The organism is Mesorhizobium australafricanum, assembly GCF_033977265.1.
In the GTDB taxonomy this organism is placed as follows: Bacteria; Pseudomonadota; Alphaproteobacteria; order Rhizobiales; family Rhizobiaceae; genus Mesorhizobium; species Mesorhizobium australafricanum.
The window spans coordinates 329,739-350,154 of the sequence record NZ_JAVIIT010000005.1 but is presented as its reverse complement, the minus strand read 5'-3'; the positions used below and the strand labels follow the sequence as shown (position 1 = coordinate 350,154).

Genomic DNA, 20,416 nt, shown 5'->3' with positions numbered 1-20,416 from the left:
GAAAGCCTATATGCCGGGATCAAAGGACATTTCATGGCCCGTATCTACAAGACACGCACCTGGCACGACCAGCTCTCGCCGTCGATCGACGAATTGGAGCTTCTGGCGCTGGAGACCTATGCCCATCTGCCGGACGAGTTCCGCAAGCTCACCGGCGAGATCATCATCCAGATCGCCGATTTCCCGACCGACGAGATCATGGACGACCTGTCGCTGGAGACGCCTTTCGACCTGCTCGGCCTGTTCGAGGGGCGCGGCATCGCCGAGCGCTGGAACCCGCAGACCGGCGAGGGCCCGAACCGCATCACGCTCTACCGCCGCGCCATACTCGACTATTGGGCCGAGAACGAAGAGACTATGGGCGACATCGTCACCCATGTGCTGATCCACGAGATCGGCCACCATTTCGGCCTGTCGGACGACGACATGGAGCGGATCGAGGAAGCCGCCGAGCAGGTGGCGCTGGGGTGAGCGCACCTCGTCATCCTAGGGCGAAGCAAGGAGCGAAGCGACGCGCGCAGACCCTAGGATCCATGCCGTTCCATCAACACCAAACCAGCGGTGCAGAACAGACGCTTGCCGCCTGACACACACTGCAAATCGTCCACGAATTCTGATCCGCCGCGCCCTCCGGCAGGGGTCACGGCATGGATCCTAGGGTCTGCGCTCCGCTTCGCGTCGCTACGCCCTAGGATGACGAGCGAGAGGGCCTTCTGCCCTGCCTCTACCAGTCGCTCAGCTTGGTATCCGGCGTGTATTCCTGGCCTTCGACGTCCTTCACCACGGCCTGGCCGCAGCGCATCGATTTCGCCTCCTGGTCAAAGCCATAGGTCGGCGAGCCGAACAGGTGCCAGCCCTTGTTCAGCGCCGCCGTCACCTTGTGGCAGAAGGTGGCGTCGTCCGGGCCGGTGAGGAAGCGGTAGAGTTTCATCGTGTCTATCCTGTCGTGACCGGACGGAAAGCCGCCCACAGTCCTGTGAAATCGTTTCTGTCCCGCCTTGCGCATCATGCGCGAACAGCGGCGGCCTTCGCCAGAAGTTTCTCCGCCTCGGCCAGGTGCAGCCGCTCGACCATGCGGCCATCCATCGCAATCACGCTCTTGCCGGCATTTTCGGGCCGCGCGAACGCATCCCTGATTGCACGGGCCGCGGCCAGCCTCTCGGGCGACGGCGAAAAGGCGCGGTTCGCCGGCTCGATCTGGTTGGGATGGATCAGCGACTTGCCGTCAAAGCCCATGGCGGCGGCCTCGGCGCACTCCCGCGCCAGGGCATCGAGATCGCGAAAATCATTGGCGACGCCGTCGATCACGTCAAGGCCGCCGGCCCGCGCCGCGAGCACCAGCTGCATGAGCCAGGGCATCAGGTAGCGCCGGTCGGACGTTGCCAGAATGCCGGTGCTCTTCACCAGGTCATTCGTTCCGGCCACGAAACAAGCCAGCCGCGACACGGGATCGCGGCCGAGCTCGGCGATGGCGCCGATGTTGAGCAGCGCCTTGGGCGTCTCGACCATCGCCCATAGTTTCACGCTGTCCGGCGCGAAATTGTCGTCGAGCAGGTCGCCGGCTTCGAGGATGTCGCGCGGCGTGCCGATCTTGGGCAGAAGAATGCCGTCGGGTTCGGCCCCGGCCACGGCCAACAGGTCGTCGGCGCCCCATTCGCTGGCTAAAGGATTGATGCGCACCACCATCTCGCAGCGCCGTTCGGGACCGGCGAGGATGCCGGCAATCTTGTCACGCGCCGCCGGCTTGTCGGCGGGCAGGACGGCATCCTCGAGGTCGATGATGATGGCGTCGCAGGCAAACGAGGCGAGCTTGGCGAGCGCCTTGTCGTTCGAGGCGGGAATGTAAAGCACCGAGCGGCGCGGGCGATAGGTGTCGACGGTCATGGCCGATCTATGCCGGGTGATGGCGGGCGAGGCAAGCTCGCTGCACGAGCAACCCCGGCCTCACGAGCATCTGCAAATCGTCAAAGCTGGCGCCGCCCCTCATTGCCCTGCCGGGCATTTCTCCCCGTAAACGGGGCGAAAGGGCTGGCTGCGGCCTCGGCGGCTACCTTGCAACGCTGGCGGTTGGCGAAAGCGGCGATGATAGCGCCCCTCGCCCCGTTTACGGGGAGAGGACGCCGGTCCACCCTCCGCAGCTGCAGCGCAGCTGCTGCGGAGGACGGGCAGGCAGGTGAGGGGCGGCGCCAGCCTCAACCGATTTGCTCCTGCACCAAATCTGCAAAGCAGTGCTGAAAAGCTCCTCCAATCCGCCGCGCGCTTTCCGCGCCGGCCGGCGAAACAGGAGGCATGCGAACAGATCACAAATTCCGTTGGTCGCTGCCACGCCGTCTGCGCAATGAAGGCTGGTGGCTCGTCGAGCCGCAAGGGCCGCGCCGCACGGCGAGTGTTCTGCCTTTCGTCCCGAGATCGCGACATGCCGTCCGCCCAGCCCTGTCAAGGGGCGCGAGACCACGACAGCGATATCGTTTGGCTTGAACTCTCCCGCCGCATCGGCGAACCGGCCTTTCGCGACCGGCGGCTTTTGCGCTATCTCGACAGGAACGGCGCGCTAAAATCTAACTAACCTGCCGCCACCGAACCATACGCACCGGGCCGCTGATTAAATGCCGCACAACATCCTCGTCGCCGACGACGACCCGCATATCCGCGAGATCATCTGCTTTGCGCTGGAGAAGGCCGGCATGAAGACGGCCGCCGTCGCCGACGGTGCGGCAGCGCTGCAGGCGGTCGAACGCCGCGCGCCCGACCTCATCGTGCTCGACATCGGCATGCCGGAGATGGACGGGCTGGAAGTCTGCCGCCGGCTGAGGCAAAAATCCGACGTGCCGGTGCTGTTCCTGTCCGCGCGCGATGAAGAAATCGACCGCATCCTCGGGCTGGAGATGGGCGGCGACGACTATGTGACCAAGCCGTTCAGCCCGCGCGAACTGGTCGCCCGCGTCAACGTCATCCTGCGGCGCGCGCGTCCGGCAGCCGTGGAGGAAGAAGCGGGCGACCGGCAGTTCGCGCATGGCAAGCTCATGCTTGTCCCGGCAAGCCACGAAGCCCGTTTCGACGGCAAGCCGCTCACCCTGACGGCGATCGAGTTCGCTATCCTGAAAGGCTTTCTTGCCCGCCCGCAGCATGTGCTTGGCCGCGACGCTGTGATGGCCAATGCCTATGCCTCGAACATCCATGTCTCGGAACGCACCGTCGACAGCCACATCCGCAACGTGCGGGCCAAGCTGGCGGCGGCCGGCTGCGCCGACGCGATCGCCACGGTGCATGGTGTCGGCTTCCGGCTCGGCCGATGCGGTGGTTGAGCAAGGAAAGGTGGCGGCCGCGGCTCGCCACCGTCGTCATCGCCATCCTGATCGTGGTCATGGCGCTGCCGCTGGTCGGGCTGTTCTTCTTCCGGCTCTATGAGAACCAGCTGATCCGCCAGACCGAGGGCGAGCTGATTGCGCAAGGGGCGGTCGTCGCCGCCGTCTATGCCCAAGAGGTGCGCGCGGCCGGCATTGCCCAAGAACAGTTGGGGGCGCCGGTCTCGGCCGATCCGGCAAGGGACAACAACTATCCTTACGAGCCGGTCGAGCCGCGCCTCGACCTTGCCTCCGACGATGTCATGCCGACGCGCCCCGCTGCCCTTCCCGCCACCCCCGATCCCGCCTTCGCGGCAATAGGCGCGCGGCTCGACGGCATTCTGGACGAGACGCAGAAAACGACGCTTGCCGGCTTTAGGCTGCTCGACCCGCATGGCGTTGTCATTGCCGGCGGCGACGAGGTCGGCCAGTCGCTCGGTGGGGTCGAGGAGGTGCGGACCGCACTTTCGGGCACCTATGCCAGCGAGCTCAGACTGCGGATCCCCGACCAGCCGCCGCCACCGCTTTACTCGGTGAGCCGGGGCACCAGGGTGCGTGTGTTCGTCGCCCTGCCGGTCGAGCTCGACGGCAGGGTCGCCGGCGTCGTCTATCTGTCGCGAACGCCCAACAACATCGTCAAGCACCTCTATGGCGAGCGCGGCAAGGTAACGTTGGCGGCGATCGCTATACTCGGCGGCACGCTGTTGATCGCGCTGGTGTTCATCCGCACCGTCAGCCGGCCGATCTATGCGCTGATCGACCGCACCAAACGCATCGCCGCCGGCGACCGCGAGGCGATCAGGCCGCTCGACCATCACGGCACGCGCGAGATGGCGGCGCTGTCGACGGCCTTCCTCGACATGGCGACCAAGTTGCAGGCGCGCTCCGACAGTATCCAGACCTTCGCCACCCATGTCTCGCACGAATTGAAATCGCCGCTGACGGCCATCCAGGGCGCGGCCGAGCTGCTTCGCGATTCCGGCGGCGCGATGGACGAGGCCGAACGCCGGCGCTTTTCCAACAACATCGTCACCGACGCCGGGCGGCTCAATCTCCTGGTGCGCCGGCTGCTCGACCTGGCGCGCGCCGAGAACCTGGCGCCAAGCGGCGAAAACACGACGCTGGGCGGCGCGCTGGCACTGCTGCCGGTCGACACAAGGCTGGAGGCGCGCATCGAGGCCGGCAGCGAGATCGGCCTCGGCATTTCCGGCGAGAACCTGGCGATCGTGCTCGCCAACCTCATCGACAATTCGGCACGGCACGGCGCTCGACAGGTGGCGATCGATGCTTCGGCCGCGGGCGAGCGTGTGTTGGTCCATGTCGGCGACGATGGTGGCGGCATCTCGGCCGCCAACCGCGCCAAGATCTTCGAGCCGTTCTTCACCACGCGGCGCGAGACCGGTGGCACCGGCATGGGGCTCGGCATCGTGGTGGCCCTCCTGAAAGCGCATGATGGCACGATCAGGCTGGTTGACTCCGAACGCGGCACGCGCTTCGAGATCGATTTGCCGGTAGTTTGAATCCGAGCATGATCTTGTCCGAAAACCGGTCCCCGCTTTTCGCTTTCGCGGACCGTCGGTTCGGGATCATGCTCTAGAGCTGGAGAGCCGAAAGCGTGCGCTACGACATCGTCATCATCGGGGGGGCCATCGTCGGCTCCTCGGTTGCCTATTATCTGCGCGAGGAGGGATTTTCCGGCTCCATCGCGCTGATCGAACGCGATCCGCAGTTCTCCCACGCGGCGACCACGCTGTCCCTGGCCTCGATCCGCCAGCAATTCTCGATCCCTGAAAACATCCGCCTGTCGCAGTTCACCCTGAAATTGTTCCGGCGGCTGAAGGAAACTTTCGGCGCCGACGCCGATATCGGTTTTCGCGAAGGCGGCTATCTCATCCTTGCCGGCGAGGCCGGTCTGCCGATCCTCAAGGCCAATCACGAGGCGCAGATCGCCGAGGGCGCCGACATCGTGCTGGAGGACGCCGAGCAGCTGGCGCGCCGCTTCCCCTGGCTGTCGGTGGAAGGCATCACCGCCGGCGCCTTTGGCCGCAGCGGCGAGGGCTGGTTCGACGCGCATGCGATGCTGACGCTGTTCCGCAAGGCGCTGCGCGACAAGAACATCGATTTCATCACGGCTTCGGTCACCGGCATCGCGCGCGACGGTAGCCGCGTCACCGGTGTCTCGCTCGACAATGGCGAGACGCTGGAAGCCGGCACCGTCGTCAACGCCGCCGGGCCGAACGCCGGCAAGGTCGCGGCTTTTGCCGGGCTTGCGCTGCCGGTCGAGCCGCGCAAGCGCAACGTCTTCGTCTTCGAGGCGCGTGAAAAATATGCCGACATGCCGCTGCTGGTCGATCCCTCCGGCATCTATGTGCGGCCGGAAGGCTCGGTCTATCTCACCGGCGGCGCCGAACCGGAGGAAGGCGATGTCGCGCCAGATCCGAAGGATTTCGACGTCAACTGGCCGCTGTTCGAAGAGGTGGTCTGGCCGACACTAGCCACCCGCATCCCGGCCTTCGAGGCGATCAAGCCGACGCGCGCCTGGGTCGGCCATTACGACTACAACACGCTCGACCAGAATGCGGTGATCGGTCCGCACCCGGAGGTCGAGAACTTCCTCTTCGCCAACGGCTTTTCCGGCCACGGCCTGCAGCAGGCTCCGGCGGTCGGCAAATCGCTTGCCGAACTCATCGTGCATGGCGGGTATCGCACGGTGGATTGCACGGCGTTCGGCTACGAGCGGGTGGCGGAAGGTAGGGCGTTCCGGGAGCTGAACGTGATTTGAGGGCGCCCTCCTTCTCCCCTTGTGGGAGAAGGTGGATCGGCGCGTAGCGCCGAGACGGATGAGGGGTATTCCAGCGGAGTGAGACGTTGGCGTTCCCTGGAGCACCCCTCGTCCGTCGCCTTCGGCGACACTGCCCGGCCCTTCGCAAGCTCAGGGCGTTCGAAGCTCGAAAAGCCAAGCAATTGGCTTTTCGTCCGCTGCGCAGACCGCTTCTCACCCCACAAGGGGAGAAGGTGAAGTCGCGCCGCCGAAATACCCCTGCAACCACCCAAGCACCCGCGCCCAGCCCTCGGCATGCTCGGCAGCCGCGTCCGGGAAACCGGCGAAGCCGCCATGGCAGATGGTGAGCCGGGTGCCGCCGGCGATCGGCTTCAGCAGATAGGCGAGCGTCGTTTCGTGACGACCCAGCGTCGGATGGTCCCAGTCGTAGCGCCTCGTCTGCACGATCCGGCGCGGCATCTCGATTTCGAGGAATCTGCCGTCGGCCGGCAGGCGCCTGCCGTCGGCGGTTCGCACCGTGACGCGCCAGCTTCCGCCGGCGCGAAGATCGGCCGTCCAATCGGTCATCCGGTAGGTTTCGGACGAACCCCACCAGCGCTCGACCTCTTCGGTGACCAGCGCGGCGATGACCTCGCCCGGCGAGGCGAGGAGGTCGGCCGAGGCCATGACCGTGTCCGCATTCGCCATGGCTTGCGGCAAGGACAATTGAAGCATCTAACGCACCTTTGTCAGGATCGTCTCGTATCCGAAACCAATGCTCATGGCTTTGATGGCGGGCGCTCAAATCCCTTGCCGGTCTCAAGCAGGCTCTTGAGGCTCGCCAGCACCAGCGGCCAGCCCTTGGCGACGTTCGGGATCAGACTGTGCGGGCCGTCGGCCTCGTGGACAACGGCGAGTTTCGTCAACTCGCCATCCTGCTCGATGGCGAAGGTGCAGCGCGTATAGCCATCCTCCTTCACCTCGGGCAGCCATTCGTTGCGCCATTTGATCACGAGGCGTTTGGGCGGATCGATCTCCAGGATCTCGCCGGAGTCGGCGACGCGGCCGTCAGGGAAGATCAGTTTCCAGCTCGATCCGACTTTCCAGTCGCTCTCCTGATAGGAGCAGAGGAAGAACTGCCGGTTGAAGTCCGGATCGGTCAGCGCTTCCCAGAGTTTTTCGGGCGTTGTGCGGATATAGGTGACATAGACGAAGCTGTTCTCGCTCACGGCTCTTCCCTTTCAAGGCGTTGCTTCAGGTCGCTCAATGCTTTGAGCCGATGGCGCTCGAACTTGCCGATCCAGCGCTCGGCGATTTCGTTGATCGGAACGGGGTTGAGGTAGTGCTCCTTCTCCCGGCCCCGGCGCATGGTGGTCACGAGGTTCGCCTCTTCGAGGATCGCCAGGTGCTTGGTCACCGCCTGCCGCGTCATATCCATGTGTTCGCAGAGCGCGTTCAGCGTCTGCCCGTTGCGGGCACAGAGACTGTCCAGCAACTGCCGGCGGGTCGGGTCGGCCAAAGCGCGAAAAACAGCATCCATGCTCATGGCTTAATATGCAACCATTTGGTTGCATGTCAAGCGACAAGCCAACAGAAATTGGCGCCTGCAGCTTGTAAGTCGGTCAGGCAGGGTCAGCGCTTGCGGGAGAACCAGAAGGCGTCGGTCATGCGCGTCATGCCGATGCGCTCGTAGAAACCGACGGCGTCGGGCATCGAGATCAGGCTGACGGCGACCGAAGGGCCGAGCTGCCGCTGCGCCTCGTCCATCAGGCCCTTGCCGACGCCGAGCCCTTGCGCTGCCTTGGAGACGGCGAGGTCGGAAATGTAGCAGACCCAGGAGAAATCGGTGATGCCGCGCGCCACGCCGACCAGTTGCCTGTCCGCCCGGTCGAGCCGCGCGGTCAGCACCAGATTGGCGTTGTCCAGCATCGTCTTCAGTCGCGCCTCGTCGTCGACGGGCCTCACCTTGCCAAGGCCGGATTCCACCAGTACGCGGCGGAATTCGGCGACGTCGAGCGCGGGCTCGCTGGCGTAGAGGACTTTGGAAGGCACGGCCATGCCGGCAAAGTGGCGCAGTTGGCGGCGTTTTGAAAGCGCCCGGTGCCGATCTTGTGTTCGATGGCTGAAGCCAAGGCGCCAACACCTGCCTTTCATTTGCCCGGCGCTTTGTGTAAACCGTGCCCAGCAATCAAGACGGGCAAAGACCATGGACAAATTCACAAAGCTCACCGGCGTCGCCGCGCCCATGCCGATCGTCAATGTCGACACCGACATGATCATCCCGAAGGATTATCTGAAGACGATCAAGCGCACCGGGCTTGGCACCGGCCTTTTCGCCGAGATGCGCTACAATGAGGACGGTTCGGAGAACCCGGATTTCGTGCTCAACAAGCCGGCCTATCGCAAGGCGCAGATCCTCGTCGCCGGCGACAATTTCGGCTGCGGCTCGAGCCGCGAGCATGCGCCCTGGGCGCTGCTCGATTTCGGCATCCGCTGCGTGATCTCGACCTCCTTCGCCGATATTTTCTACAACAACTGCTTCAAGAACGGCATCTTGCCGATCACCGTCAGCCCTGAAGACCTGGACAAGCTGATGGACGACGCCTCGCGCGGTTCGAACGCGACAATTTCGGTCGACCTCGAAGCCAAGGAAATCCGCGGTCCGGATGGCGGCGTCGTGACCTTCGACCTCGACGACTTCAAGCGCCACTGCCTGCTCAACGGCCTCGACGATATCGGGCTGACCATGGAGAAGGCGACCGCCATCGCGTCCTTCGAGAAGAAGAACGCCGAGCTGCGCCCCTGGGCCTGAGCGGCTTTGGGGCGGTTTGACCGCTTCATCGAAACGGCGCTCCGCTCTGATGGAACGATAGGCCCGGCCGTTGCAGGCCGGGTTCGTGGCGACTGAATGGAGGGACAGTCATGACACGTTCGCTTCTGGCCGCCGGCGCCTCAGTGGCAATTCTTCTCGCCACGATCGGGGCCAATGCGCAGACCACCGCGCCGGCAACGCAGCCGGCGCCCGCCGCGTCGGACCAGGGATCGGACAGCGACCAGGCCGGTTCGGACGAGGAAAAGCAGGCGCCCATCCCTTTCGAGGGCGGCCAGTTCACCATCACCCAGCAGGAGCAGTATGGCGAGAAGGTGCTGGCCTTTGACGGCAAGCAGCTTGCCAGCAACTACGACGTCTTCTTCGAAAAGATCGTCAAGGTCGGCGACGTCAATGTGGCGCTGTTCGACGTCGGCGACGGCGGCAATCAATGCGGCCCGGCGAGCCTGATCGCCTGGAAGCCGCAAGACGGCGAAATCCAGACCACCACCGTCGAGCAGGACGAGTGCGGCGCGCCGCCGGTCGCGATCTCCGAGAGCGCCATCTACTACGTGCCCTATCTTCTGCCGGGCGATTCCAAGCCGGCGCTGCAATGGTCGCCCACGGAAGGGTTGACGACCTCCGGCAACCTGGCCTACACGCCGGAACCCGGCACTGACTGGAAGGATGTCGACCCGTCGAAATACGATAACATCATCGACGCCTTCCACAACGAGGCCGTCTACAAGGCCGGACAGGCGCTGCTCGGCAACGACATGCCCGACATGGCGACCAGCCTGCTGGTCGGCGGCGGCACCGAAAAGACCGCGTCGGGCGCCTTCTACGCCACCGGCTGCGTGCCGCATGATTGCGGCGGCAATGACGGGTTCATGGCCGTCGACCCGGCCAGGCACAAGGTCTATTTCGCCCGCCGTGGCGACAATGGCGAGCCGCAGGCCTGGCCACTGGTGAAGGACTGGCCGGCGGATATCAAGAAGGCGTATGACGACGCGCAGGGGTCGGGGAATTAGGGTTTCGGCTCTGCTATCCGCGCGGCTTCGTCATCCACGGGCGGAGCGACGCGAAGCGGAGCGCAGACCCGAGGATCCATGCCATGACAGTTGCCGTAGAGTGCGACGATGCGGAGTTCTGCGCCGCTGGCGGCGCTTCGGTGAAACGGCATGGATTCCAGGGTCTGCGCGCGTCGCTTCGCTCCTTGCTCCGCCCTGGAATGACGACCGGAGGGGGGCCGCGGCCAATCTCCGAAGCTTGCCCTTTGCTGGACCACGACAACGGTCCGTCCAGCTTGGCCCACGACCACGCCGTCTTCCGCTGCTAGACGGGTGGCAACCGACGCGAGACCTCCCATGCGCAAACTCATCTCAACCGGTTCGCCCTTCGAAAAAACCGCCGGCTATTCGCGCGCGGTGGTGCAGGGCGACTGGTGCTTCGTCTCCGGCACGACCGGCTACGACTATGCCACCATGACAATGCCCGACACGGTCGAGGCGCAGACGCGCAATTGCCTCGCCACCATCGCCAAAGCGCTCTCCGATGGCGGCTTCGACATGGCCGACGTGGTGCGGGCGCATTACTACATCACCGACCAGGCTTTCGTCGACGTGGTCTTCCCGATCCTCGGCGAGGCGTTCGGCGACATCCGCCCGGCGGCGACGATGATCGTGTGCCAGCTCAACAAGCCGGAGATGAAGATCGAGATCGAGGTGACGGCGCTCAGGCGGACGGCCTGAGGGGGCTGCGATGACAGTCCGGCGCATCGTAACCAACATTGCCACGAAGGATATCGCGGCGGCGAAGCGCTTCTATCATGACGTGCTTGGCCTCGACATCCTCATGGATCACGGCTGGATCGCCACCTACGGCTCCGATGAAAGGATGCAGGTGCAGGTCAGCTTCATGGCGCAAGGCGGATCGGACACGCCGGTGCCGGAGCTTTCGATCGAGGTCGACGATGTGGACGCGGCGCTTGTCGCTATGCGCGAAGCGGGTTTCGCCATCGAATACGGCCCGGCCGACGAGCCCTGGGGCGTGCGGCGCTTCTATGTGCGCGACCCGTTCGGGAGATTGGTGAATATTTTGTCGCATCGGTAGGCGCGCCCACGGGTTTCTCGCGAGACGCCGGCGGGACAGCACCCCCCTCTGTCCTGCCAGGCATCTCCCCCGCAAGGGGGGAGATCAGATGTCGCGCAGGCTTTCGGCAATCGCCAACGTTGCAGGGGAGCGCCGGCGCCCAAGCTGCCAATCTCCCCCCTTGCGGGGGAGATGCCCGGCAGGGCAGAGGGGGGTGCGAAGGATCGCCGAGGTCTGTGATTGTCTTCACCACTGTTCCGGCTTGCACACAGCCCGCTTGGCGTTTAGCAAGGCCGCGTTTCTCCAAACTGCATTGGGACGGTTCTCCATGGCTTCGAAAAATCTCTTCCTGCTCGCCGGCGACGGCATCGGCCCCGAGGCCATGGCCGAGGTGAAGAAGCTGATCAAGGCCATGAACGACAAGCTCGGCAGCGGCTTTGCCACCGACGAGGGCCTGGTCGGCGGCTGCGCCTATGACGCGCATGGCGTGGCGATCTCCGAAGCCGACATGGCAAAGGCTGTTGCCGCGGATGCGGTGCTGTTTGGCGCCGTCGGCGGGCCGAAGTGGGACAAGGTACCTTACGAGGTGCGTCCCGAGGCCGGGCTTTTGCGCCTGCGCAAGGACATGGAGCTGTTCGCCAACCTGCGTCCGGCGATCTGTTATCCGGCTCTCGCCGCCTCTTCCTCGCTCAAGCAGGACGTGGTCGAAGGCCTCGACATCCTGATCGTGCGCGAGCTCACCGGCGGCGTCTATTTTGGCGAGCCGAAGCAGATCATCGATCTCGGCAACGGCCAGAGGCGCGGCATCGACACCCAGGTCTACGACACGTTCGAGATCGAACGCATCTCGGGCGTCGCCTTCGAATTGGCGCGCACCCGCAAGAACCACGTCACCTCGATGGAAAAGCGCAACGTCATGAAGTCGGGCGTGCTGTGGAACGAAGTGGTCAGCCAGACGCACAAGGCCAGGTACAGCGACGTCAAGCTCGACCACATGCTGGCCGATGCCGGCGGCATGCAGCTGGTGCGCTGGCCAAAACAGTTCGACGTCATCGTCACCGACAATCTGTTCGGCGACATGCTGTCCGACATCGCCGCCATGCTCACGGGCTCCATCGGCATGCTGCCCTCGGCCTCGCTCGGCGCGCCGGACGTGAAGACCAAGAAGCGCAAGGCGCTCTACGAGCCGGTGCACGGCTCGGCGCCCGACATCGCCGGCAAGGGCATCGCCAACCCGATCGCGATGATCGCCTCCTTCGCCATGTGCCTGCGTTATTCCTTCGGCATGGTCGCCGAGGCCGACAAGCTCGAAGGCGCAATCGCCGCCGTGCTCGACGACGGCCTGCGCACCAAGGACATTTCTTCCCCGGGCATGACCGAGGTCGGCACCACCGCGATGGGCGACGCCATCATCGCCAAGTTCCTGGGGTGATCCGTCACGGCCGGTGGTGGCGGGCGCCTGGTTGCACCCAGGCGCTCACACCTGCCAGGTCCGCGATTGGCGGTGGGCGACCATCCATCGTCATTCCAGGGCGTAGCGACCCTGGAAGCCATGCCGTGACGCCTGCCGAAGAATGCAACAGGGCAGAAAGAAAGCCTTGGCGTTCCGGTTGCCATGATCTGCACCGCCGCGACGCTCATAGGTCACGGCATGGATTCCAGGGTCTGCGCGCGTCGCTTCGCTCCTTGCTCCGCCCTGGAATGACGAAGTCAAACTACCGCTCTTGAAAGCGAGGCTGCTGGCGCGTCGGCTTACAGCTAGATTGGCCGCTTCTTCGACTTCTTGTTTTTCGCCGGTCCTGGCTTGTCGAACTTCGCCTTACCCGCCTTCTTCGCCCACGGCTTTGAGTCCGGCGCGCCAGCAGGCTGCCGCTCGCCCGGCGCCCGCTTCTCGAATCCGGGCGCGTTCTGGTCAAAAGAACGCTTGCCGCGGTGCGGCTTCTTATCCGGTTTCGGTGGCTGGTAGCCGGCGCGCGACAGGTCCGGCGTGCCGTCGATCCGCTTGACCGCGATGTTGCCCTGCAGCTTGCGGTCGGGGCCGATCGCCATCAGGAACCGGTCGGCCCACTCGGCGGCGATCTGCACGAAGGTCTCCTCCGGCTGCATCTTGATGGCGCCGATCTCTCGCTTGGACATGCCGGCGGTGCGGCACAGCATCGGGATCAGCCAGCGCGGCTCGGCATTCTGCCGGCGCCCGACCGACAGCGAGAACCAGACGCTGTCGCCGAAATCGTCGCGGCGGGCTGGGGCCTCGTCGCTGCGCGCAAATTTCTCACGCGACGGTGCGAAAGGCGCGACGTCAAGCAGATCCTCCGGCGCGGAGCGGCTGGCGCGGCAGAGCCGCACGAAGGCGGCGGCCACCTGCTCGGCGCCGTGCTTTTCCAGAAGCGTGTCGATAAAGCCACGCTCCTCCTCGCGCACCGGTTCTTCGAAGGCCGGGTCGGCAAGGATGCGCTCGTCGTCGCGGCGCAGCACCTCGTCGGCCGAGGGCGGGCTCGCCCAGGTCGCGGTGAGCTTGGCGTTCTGCAACAGCCGTTCGGTACGCCGGCGGGCGTTGTTCGGCACGATCAGCGCGCTGACGCCCTTGCGCCCGGCGCGGCCGGTGCGACCGCTGCGGTGCAGCAGCGTCTCCGGGTTGCTCGGCAGGTCGGCATGGACCACCAGTTCGAGATTGGGCAGATCGATGCCGCGCGCGGCGACGTCCGTCGCGATACAGACCTTGGCGCGGCCGTCGCGCATCGCCTGCAGCGCGTGGCTGCGCTCGTTCTGGCTGAGCTCGCCCGATAGCGCCACAACGGAAAAGTTGCGGTTGTTGAAGCGCGCGGTGAGATGGTTGACCGCCGCACGCGTGTTGCAGAACACCAGCGCGTTCTTGGCCTCGTAAAAACGCAGCACGTTGATGATGGCGTTCTCGCGGTCGGCCTGGGCAACGTTCAGCGCCCGGTATTCGATGTCGAGATGCTGCTTCTCCTCGCCGCCGGCCGAGATGCGCACCGCATCGCGCTGGTAACCCTGCGCAAGTGTGGCGATGGAGCGCGGCACCGTAGCCGAAAACATCAGCGTGCGGCGCTCGGCCGGGGCGGCGTCGAGGATGAATTCGAGATCCTCGCGAAAACCGAGGTCGAGCATCTCGTCGGCCTCGTCCAGCACCACCGCCTTCAGCGCGGACATGTCGAGCGCGCCGCGCGTGATGTGGTCGCGCAGCCGGCCCGGCGTGCCGACGACGATGTGGGCGCCGCGCTCCAGCGCGCGCCGCTCGGTGCGCATATCCATACCGCCGACACAGGAGGCGATCTCAGCGCCGGTCAGTTCGTAGAGCCATTCCAGCTCGCGCCGCACCTGCAGCGCCAGCTCGCGCGTTGGCGCCACGACCAATCCCAGCGGCGCGGCCGCCTGGGCAAAACGCTCAGCGCCGCCAAGCAGGGTCGGCGCCACGGCAAGGCCGAAGGCGACGGTCTTGCCGGAGCCGGTCTGCGCCGAAACCAGCGCGTCGGCCTCGCCGAGCTCCGGTCCAAGCACCGCCTTCTGCACCGGCGTCAGCGCGGCATAACCGCGCTTTTCCAGCGCCTGCGCCAGCGCAGGAACGATCGTTTCGAAACTGGACATTTTCTTCTTTCGGAATTCGGAGCTTGCTTATCGAGCAGCACATGCAGGCCTGACGCATGCAGGCCAATGGATATTTTGAGCGTTCGTACTTCTTGCGACTGCGATTGTACAGAGCGGGAGGCACGGGCTTCCCCTTCTCCCCTTGTGGGAGAAGGTGTCGCCGAAGGCGACGGATGAGGGGTGTTCCAGGGAAAGCCGACGTCTCACTCCGCTGGAACACCCCTCATCCGTCTCGGCGCTATCGCGCCGATCCACCTTCTCCCACAAGGGGAGAAGGAGAGCGCTGGCGCCGATTGACTCTTTTACCAAACCGCGTAAAAGCCCGCGTCGAACGGGATCGTTTTTCGATGCGCGGCCTTTTGATGGCTCTTCTTGCATTCGACGCCCCCAGCCACGATGTTAAGCATTGGGCCGGGCGCTCCGACGCGTCCGTCCGTTCCAGCAAAACTACGGCCAAAACCACCACCAAAACGGTGTGATTCCCTTGGCCTAACCACCCTCTCCCGGGTCCGGCCCGGGGGACGAAACCCGCATGAGGCCGGCGGGTTTTCTCCAACAACCAAGCGGAGAGGGACAGGAGATCTTTATGAGTTTCAAGGTTGCGGTAGTCGGCGCCACGGGCAATGTGGGCCGCGAAATGCTCAACATACTGGACGAGCGCGGCTTCCCGGTAAGCGAAGTCGTGGCGCTGGCCTCGCGGCGCAGCCAGGGCACCGAGGTGTCGTTCGGCGATCGTACGCTGAAGGTCAAGGCGCTCGACCAGTATGACTTTTCCGACACCGACATCTGCGTCATGTCGGCCGGCGGCAACATCTCGAAGGAATGGTCGCCCAAGATCGGCAAGCAGGGCTGCGTGGTCATCGATAATTCGTCGGCCTTCCGCTACGACCAGGACGTGCCGCTGATCGTGCCGGAGGTGAACCCGGACGCGATCTCGCTGTTTACCCGCAAGAACATCATCGCCAACCCGAACTGCTCGACGGCGCAGCTGGTCGTGGCGCTGAAGCCGCTGCACGACGTCGCCACCATCAAGCGCGTCGTCGTCGCCACCTACCAGTCGGTCTCAGGCGCCGGCAAGGAAGGCATGGACGAGCTGTTCACGCAGACCCGCGCCGTGTTCGTCGCCGACCAAGTCGACGTCAAGAAGTTCACCAAGCGCATCGCCTTCAACGTCATCCCGCATATCGACGTCTTCCTCGACGACGGTTTCACCAAGGAAGAGTGGAAGATGGTCGCAGAGACCAAGAAGATGCTCGACCCCAAGATCAAGCTGACAGCGACCTGCGTGCGCGTGCCGGTGTTCATCGGGCATTCGGAAGCGGTCAACATCGAGTTCGAGAAGCCGATCACCGCCGACGAGGCGCGCGAGATCCTGCGCGAGGCGCCCGGATGCCAGGTGCTCGATAAGCGCGAGGACGGCGGCTACATCACGCCGCTGGAATCGGCCGGCGAGGACGCAACCTTCATCTCGCGCATTCGCGAGGATTCGACCGTCGACAACGGCCTGTCGATGTGGGTCGTTTCCGACAATCTGCGCAAGGGCGCGGCGCTGAACGCGGTGCAGATCGCCGAGCTCCTGGTCGAGCGCGGCCTGATCCAGCCGAAGAAGAAGGCGGCATAATCTCGCTCACGGGCCGCACCGCCGCTGCCGCGGCTGGCCCTCCGCGGGGGCGCCGGACGACCGGCGGCCCGCAGTCGCGGGCTCGGCCTTCAGCCGGGGCGCCTTTCCTTCTCCCCGTTTTACGGGGAGAAGGTGCCCGAAGGGCGGATGAGGGGCAGCGCCGGCATGTCCAGTTTTCCTGAAATCTTGCTTCGCCCAGCCACAAGCTCGGACGCCGCCGCCATCGCGACGATGATGCGTGCATCGCTCAATGCCTTTGACTGGATGCCGGTTCTGCATACGCCGGATGAGGATCTTTTCTTCATCCGCGACATCCTGCTGCCCAGTCAGCAGGTGACGGTCGCCGAAGCCGGCGAGCGTATCGTCGGCTTCATCGCCGTCAACGGCGATTGGGTCGAGCAGCTCTATCTCGATCCAGCCTGGACAGGGCAAGGCATCGGCAGCCGGCTGCTTGTCCAGGCCACTGGCGGCCTATCTTCGGTAAAACTTCACTGCTTCCAGGCCAATAGCGGCGCGCGACGGTTCTACGAACGCCATGGCTTTCGCGCAGAAGCCTTCGGCGACGGCTCGACCAACGAGGAAGGCCTGCCGGATATTCTTTACGTGCTCAGGCGCTGAGTTCACTGCTTTCCGCCGCTAGCTCGCGCAATATGGTGAGCGCTTCTTCCGCCCGCTCGGCCGGCACGAAGAGATGATCGTGATAGAAGGCCGAGACCGGATTGACGCCCATGCCGGCGGCGGCCAGCCGCGCCGTGATGGCGGCGAGGAAGCCGACGGCCTCCAGCGACGAATGGATGTCGAGCGTGATCATCCGGCAGCGGAACGTGCCGGCGAGGCCGGCGGCCTTCGCTTCGTCCTCCGTCACGATCAGCGTCAGCCCTTCGCGCTCGCGAAATTGCATGACGGGTTCGAGCCCTGCCGGGATCGGCACATCCGAAGCCAGCGTGGCGAAGACATAGGTTGCGGGAAGCAGCTGCGGCGTCATCGACGCGAGCAGTTTTCGCAGGTCGGTTTCGCCTGTCATCGTCCCTTCTCGACACCTATGCGCATCGCAATCTGCAATTCTCGATACCCGCAAATGCCAGCGGCGCGCCAGGACCATGCCGACGACATGGCGATGTCGCTTGCGGCTGCGCCGCGGGCCTTTGCCACACAATAAGACATCAAAGCCAAGCCGGCTCGCAAAGGTTCACGCAATGATTGTCCGTCCGCGCCCGACATTCCTGCAGCTGTTCTTCATCATGCGGGGTTCGGTGGTGCCGCGCATCCTGCCGCAGATCATCGGTTTTGCCATCTATTCGGCGGTCGTCCTGCTGCTGGCACGGCGGTTCCATCTCGACCTCAGCGCCTTCAACATCACACCCTTCGGGCTCGTCGGCGTGACGCTGTCGATCTATCTGTCGTTCCGCAACAACGCCGCCTATGACCGCTGGTGGGAGGCTCGCAAGCTCTGGGGCGCGCTGGTTTTCGAGATCCGCAACCTGGCGCGCGCCACCACCAGTCTGGTCAGTGACCGGACCGAGCAGCGCGCGCTTTTGATGGAGGCGCTTGCCTTCTGCCATCTGCTGCGCGGGCAATTGCGCAGGATCGACAGTATCAAGGACGCGCGCGCCTTCATCGGCGACGAGGTCGACCAGGCAGCCGGCCGCACCAATCCCGCCGACGACATGGTCCGCCGCATGGGCCGTCGCGCCAATGCACGGCGCGAGGCGGGCGCGCTCGATCCGATCGGCTTCCGCATCCTCGATGAAAGGCTGGCCGCGATCGCCGCCATCCAGGCCGGCTGCGAGCGGATCGCGGGCACGCCCTTGCCCTTCGCCTATACGCTTCTGGTGCATCGGACGGCCTATGTCGTCTGCCTGCTTTTGCCGATCGGCCTGATTTCGACCACGGGCTGGGCGACGCCGCTGTTCACGGCGCTGATCGCCTATACTTTCTTCGGCCTCGACGCACTGTCGGAAGAGCTCGAGGACCCGTTCGGCATCGAGGCCAACGACCTTGCGCTGGACGGGCTGTGCCGCGTCTGCGAGATCTCCGTGTTCGAGGCGCTGGACGAGACGCCGCCGAAAATGATTGCGGCCGACAAGTTTTACTTCTCGTAGAATGTCGGCTGCCTGGGAGATTTGCTGAAACGCTTCGCTCTTCGTCATCCTCGGGTCTCCGCGTCCGCTTCGCTCCCGCTCCGCCCGTGGATGACGGAGGCGCAATTGAGACGGCGCTAAAAAGACTCCGCCCCCTGTAGGATGGCCGCGTCCTGGCCCGTCCTTGGCTCGAAGCTGGCAGACGCGCCAGTTCTTGAACCGTGGAGGGAACATCCATGAGCATTTCCCAGGCCGTGCCTGCCTCAAAAGGTGTTTTATGGACCGGGCGCGCGCTCAGCGCCGTCGTTGTCCTGTTCATGATCTTCGACGGCGTCATCAAGCTGCCGCCGCTGGATATCGTCACCCGGACGATGACCGAACTCGGCTGGCCGGCCGACGCCAATGTCGCGCGCCTGATCGGGATCGTCGGCCTGATCTCGACCGCGCTCTATGCCCTGCCGCGCACCTCGGTGCTCGGCGCCATCCTGCTCACCGGCTATATGGGCGGCGCGGTCTCGACCCATGTGCGGATCGGCAACCCGGTCTTCTCGCACACGCTGTTCGGCGTCTATCTCGGCATCATCCTGTGGGGCGGGCTCTATCTGCGCGACCAAAGAGTGCGGGCGCTGATCCCGTTCGGCCGATAAGGGGAGAAAAAGATGCTCACCGCCATCGTCATCATCCTCGTCGTCATCGTCGCCGCCGTGCTGATCTACGCTGCGACACGGCCGAACGAATTCGTCGTCACCCGTTCCGCCAGCATCAGGGCGCCGGCCGAGACGATCTTTCCGCTGATCAACGATTTCAGGCGCTGGCCCGAATGGTCGCCCTTCGAAAAGCTCGATCCTGAGATGAAGCGCACGCTTTCCGGCGCCGAAAGCGGCAAGGGCGCGGCCTATGCCTGGGAAGGCAATTCCAAGGCCGGCAAGGGCTGCATGGAGATCACCGGTTCGGCGCCATCGTCGCTGGTGTCGCTGAAGCTCGATTTCGAAAAGCCGTTCAGGGCCAACAACAGCGTCGACTTCTCGCTTTCGCCGTCGGGCGACGGCACGACGGTCACCTGGACAATGCGCGGCGCCAGGCCGTTCATCGCCAAGCTGATGGGCTTGTTCATGAACTTCGATACGCTTATCGGCAAGGATTTCGAGGCCGGGCTCGCCAATCTCAAACGCGCCACCGAACGATAGAAAATCTATTTGTTTCAATGAGATCGTGAGATGCCGGCGCAACCTGCGCCGACGCCAATCGGCAATCTTCATCCTCTTCGGGATCAAATTAGCCGTCCGTGAGTTTAGACCATGGCGGCGAGGACCGCGATCCCCGTGAGAGAGGAACCACAATGAAGAAGATACTGACCATTTTGGTGCTGACGGCAGCGCTCGGCGCTTGCTCGCAAACGGAAAAAGGCGCGGCGATCGGCGGCCTGGGCGGTGCGGCGGTCGGTGCCGCGGTTGCCAACAATCCAGTGCAGGGCGCGGTTGTCGGCGGCGCTGTCGGCGCGGTGGCAGGTGCACTGATCGGCCACGCCAGCGAAAGCGGCCAATGCCGGTATCGCGACCGCTACGGGCGCGTTTACATCGCGCGGTGTCCGGCGGGTTACTGACCGGCAGGCTACTGAGGTATCAAACCAAAAGAAAAACGGCGGGCAAGGCCCGCCGTTTTCGCAAGTGAGAAAGACCGAGATTACTCGGCGGTAGCGGCTTCAGCCTCGGCGGGAGCGGCAGTTGCGGCGGCAGCCGCTGCTGCTGCGTCTTCCTGCGCCTTCTTCAGCAGCGCAGCGCGTTCCTGCGCCTTCTTGCCGGGCAGGGCCTTGTTCGGGTTCGAGCGGGCGTCACGCTGGGCAAGGCCGGCCTCGTCGAGGAAGCGCAGCACGCGGTCGGTCGGCTGGGCGCCGTGCGACAGCCAATGCTTGACGCGGTCGGCATCGACCTTGACGCGCTCGCCGTCCTTCGGCAGCAGCGGGTTCCACGAGCCGAGCGACTCGATGAAACGGCCGTCGCGTGGCGAACGGGCGTCGGCGACGACGACGTGGTAGTAGGGACGCTTCTTCGAGCCCGCGCGGGCCAGTCTGATCTTCAGTGCCATTTCTTTTCTCCTAAAGCT

The 20,416-nt window shown here is 64.7% G+C and carries 24 protein-coding genes; 15 read left to right on the top strand and 9 right to left on the bottom strand.

The window, feature by feature from the left end:
• Positions 1–33: 33 nt before the first annotated feature.
• Positions 34–471, top strand: coding sequence for a metallopeptidase family protein (locus tag RFM98_RS13075; RefSeq protein ID WP_320309251.1), 438 nt, complete (start codon positions 34–36; stop codon positions 469–471).
• A gap of 253 nt (positions 472–724) precedes the next feature.
• On the opposite strand, the gene RFM98_RS13070 is transcribed toward RFM98_RS13075, so the two are convergent.
• Positions 725–931 carry a DUF1737 domain-containing protein gene (locus RFM98_RS13070; RefSeq protein WP_320309250.1) on the bottom strand — a complete coding sequence of 69 codons (207 nt, stop codon included), beginning with the start codon at positions 929–931 and terminating at the stop codon, positions 725–727.
• A gap of 74 nt (positions 932–1,005) precedes the next feature.
• Complete coding sequence (locus tag RFM98_RS13065) at positions 1,006–1,884, bottom strand: HpcH/HpaI aldolase/citrate lyase family protein (protein WP_320309249.1); 879 nt, start codon at positions 1,882–1,884, stop codon at positions 1,006–1,008.
• Positions 1,885–2,606: 722 nt separating this feature from the next.
• On the opposite strand from RFM98_RS13065, the gene RFM98_RS13060 reads away from it, so the two are divergent.
• The 3 genes from RFM98_RS13060 (at position 2,607) to RFM98_RS13050 (ending at position 6,126) form a co-directional block, all read left to right on the top strand.
• Positions 2,607–3,305, top strand: a complete 699-nt coding sequence (locus RFM98_RS13060) for a response regulator (RefSeq protein WP_320309248.1) — start codon at positions 2,607–2,609, stop codon at positions 3,303–3,305.
• Between the two features lie 59 nt (positions 3,306–3,364).
• A complete protein-coding gene (locus RFM98_RS13055; RefSeq protein WP_430682299.1) occupies positions 3,365–4,864 on the top strand; it encodes a sensor histidine kinase in 1,500 nt (499 codons plus the stop codon).
• A gap of 95 nt (positions 4,865–4,959) precedes the next feature.
• A complete protein-coding gene (locus RFM98_RS13050; protein ID WP_320309246.1) occupies positions 4,960–6,126 on the top strand; it encodes an NAD(P)/FAD-dependent oxidoreductase in 1,167 nt (388 codons plus the stop codon).
• Between the two features lie 213 nt (positions 6,127–6,339).
• Here the strand turns inward: RFM98_RS13050 and RFM98_RS13045 are convergent, their stop codons facing one another.
• The 4 genes from RFM98_RS13045 to RFM98_RS13030 all read right to left on the bottom strand — a co-directional run bounded on the left by RFM98_RS13045 (position 6,340) and on the right by RFM98_RS13030 (position 8,163).
• Positions 6,340–6,840, bottom strand: coding sequence for an SRPBCC family protein (locus tag RFM98_RS13045; protein WP_320309245.1), 501 nt, complete (start codon positions 6,838–6,840; stop codon positions 6,340–6,342).
• A gap of 44 nt (positions 6,841–6,884) precedes the next feature.
• Positions 6,885–7,334 carry an SRPBCC family protein gene (locus RFM98_RS13040; protein ID WP_320309244.1) on the bottom strand — a complete coding sequence of 150 codons (450 nt, stop codon included), beginning with the start codon at positions 7,332–7,334 and terminating at the stop codon, positions 6,885–6,887.
• Positions 7,331–7,651 carry an ArsR/SmtB family transcription factor gene (locus RFM98_RS13035; protein WP_320309243.1) on the bottom strand — a complete coding sequence of 107 codons (321 nt, stop codon included), beginning with the start codon at positions 7,649–7,651 and terminating at the stop codon, positions 7,331–7,333. The genes RFM98_RS13040 and RFM98_RS13035 overlap by 4 nt, the downstream gene beginning before the upstream one ends.
• 86 nt (positions 7,652–7,737) lie before the next feature.
• Positions 7,738–8,163, bottom strand: a complete 426-nt coding sequence (locus tag RFM98_RS13030) for a GNAT family N-acetyltransferase (protein WP_320309242.1) — start codon at positions 8,161–8,163, stop codon at positions 7,738–7,740.
• 148 nt (positions 8,164–8,311) lie between these two features.
• Here RFM98_RS13030 and leuD point away from each other — a divergent pair, with 148 nt between their 5' ends.
• From leuD to leuB, 5 genes are all read left to right on the top strand, one after another.
• On the top strand, positions 8,312–8,917 hold the full coding sequence (gene leuD, locus RFM98_RS13025; RefSeq protein WP_320309241.1) for a 3-isopropylmalate dehydratase small subunit: 606 nt from the start codon (positions 8,312–8,314) through the stop codon (positions 8,915–8,917).
• Positions 8,918–9,027: 110 nt separating this feature from the next.
• Complete coding sequence (locus RFM98_RS13020; protein WP_320309240.1) at positions 9,028–9,945, top strand: Ivy family c-type lysozyme inhibitor; 918 nt, start codon at positions 9,028–9,030, stop codon at positions 9,943–9,945.
• A 336-nt stretch (positions 9,946–10,281) separates the two neighbouring features.
• Positions 10,282–10,665 (top strand): RidA family protein, encoded by a 384-nt coding sequence (locus RFM98_RS13015; RefSeq protein ID WP_320309239.1) that lies wholly within the window; start codon positions 10,282–10,284, stop codon positions 10,663–10,665.
• A 10-nt stretch (positions 10,666–10,675) separates the two neighbouring features.
• Entirely contained in the window at positions 10,676–11,026 is a 351-nt protein-coding gene (locus RFM98_RS13010; protein ID WP_320309238.1) for a VOC family protein, read from the top strand.
• Between the two features lie 307 nt (positions 11,027–11,333).
• Complete coding sequence (gene leuB, locus RFM98_RS13005) at positions 11,334–12,437, top strand: 3-isopropylmalate dehydrogenase (RefSeq protein ID WP_320309237.1); 1,104 nt, start codon at positions 11,334–11,336, stop codon at positions 12,435–12,437.
• 326 nt (positions 12,438–12,763) lie between these two features.
• On the opposite strand, the gene RFM98_RS13000 is transcribed toward leuB, so the two are convergent.
• Positions 12,764–14,611: a DEAD/DEAH box helicase gene (locus RFM98_RS13000; protein ID WP_320309236.1), complete on the bottom strand. Its 1,848-nt coding sequence runs from the start codon at positions 14,609–14,611 to the stop codon at positions 12,764–12,766.
• A gap of 586 nt (positions 14,612–15,197) precedes the next feature.
• On the opposite strand from RFM98_RS13000, the gene RFM98_RS12995 reads away from it, so the two are divergent.
• Together RFM98_RS12995 and RFM98_RS12990 are read left to right on the top strand one after the other, a co-directional pair.
• Entirely contained in the window at positions 15,198–16,232 is a 1,035-nt protein-coding gene (locus RFM98_RS12995; protein ID WP_320309235.1) for an aspartate-semialdehyde dehydrogenase, read from the top strand.
• A 165-nt stretch (positions 16,233–16,397) separates the two neighbouring features.
• Complete coding sequence (locus RFM98_RS12990; RefSeq protein WP_320309234.1) at positions 16,398–16,850, top strand: GNAT family N-acetyltransferase; 453 nt, start codon at positions 16,398–16,400, stop codon at positions 16,848–16,850.
• Here the strand turns inward: RFM98_RS12990 and RFM98_RS12985 are convergent.
• Positions 16,840–17,256: an ACT domain-containing protein gene (locus RFM98_RS12985; protein WP_320309233.1), complete on the bottom strand. Its 417-nt coding sequence runs from the start codon at positions 17,254–17,256 to the stop codon at positions 16,840–16,842. The genes RFM98_RS12990 and RFM98_RS12985 overlap by 11 nt on opposite strands.
• A gap of 172 nt (positions 17,257–17,428) precedes the next feature.
• Between RFM98_RS12985 and RFM98_RS12980 the strand changes: the two genes are divergently transcribed.
• The 4 genes from RFM98_RS12980 to RFM98_RS12965 all read left to right on the top strand — a co-directional run bounded on the left by RFM98_RS12980 (position 17,429) and on the right by RFM98_RS12965 (position 19,916).
• Positions 17,429–18,334: a bestrophin family protein gene (locus RFM98_RS12980; protein ID WP_320309232.1), complete on the top strand. Its 906-nt coding sequence runs from the start codon at positions 17,429–17,431 to the stop codon at positions 18,332–18,334.
• Positions 18,335–18,549: 215 nt separating this feature from the next.
• Positions 18,550–18,960, top strand: a complete 411-nt coding sequence (locus RFM98_RS12975; protein ID WP_320309231.1) for a DoxX family protein — start codon at positions 18,550–18,552, stop codon at positions 18,958–18,960.
• Positions 18,961–18,972: 12 nt separating this feature from the next.
• Positions 18,973–19,500: an SRPBCC family protein gene (locus RFM98_RS12970; protein WP_320309230.1), complete on the top strand. Its 528-nt coding sequence runs from the start codon at positions 18,973–18,975 to the stop codon at positions 19,498–19,500.
• A 152-nt stretch (positions 19,501–19,652) separates the two neighbouring features.
• Positions 19,653–19,916: a YMGG-like glycine zipper-containing protein gene (locus RFM98_RS12965; RefSeq protein WP_320309229.1), complete on the top strand. Its 264-nt coding sequence runs from the start codon at positions 19,653–19,655 to the stop codon at positions 19,914–19,916.
• 80 nt (positions 19,917–19,996) lie between these two features.
• On the opposite strand, the gene rpsP is transcribed toward RFM98_RS12965, so the two are convergent.
• The gene (gene rpsP, locus RFM98_RS12960; RefSeq protein ID WP_320309228.1) at positions 19,997–20,398 is read right to left on the bottom strand and encodes a 30S ribosomal protein S16; all 402 of its coding nucleotides are present in this window, start codon (positions 20,396–20,398) and stop codon (positions 19,997–19,999) included.
• Between the last annotated feature and the right edge of the window lie 18 nt (positions 20,399–20,416).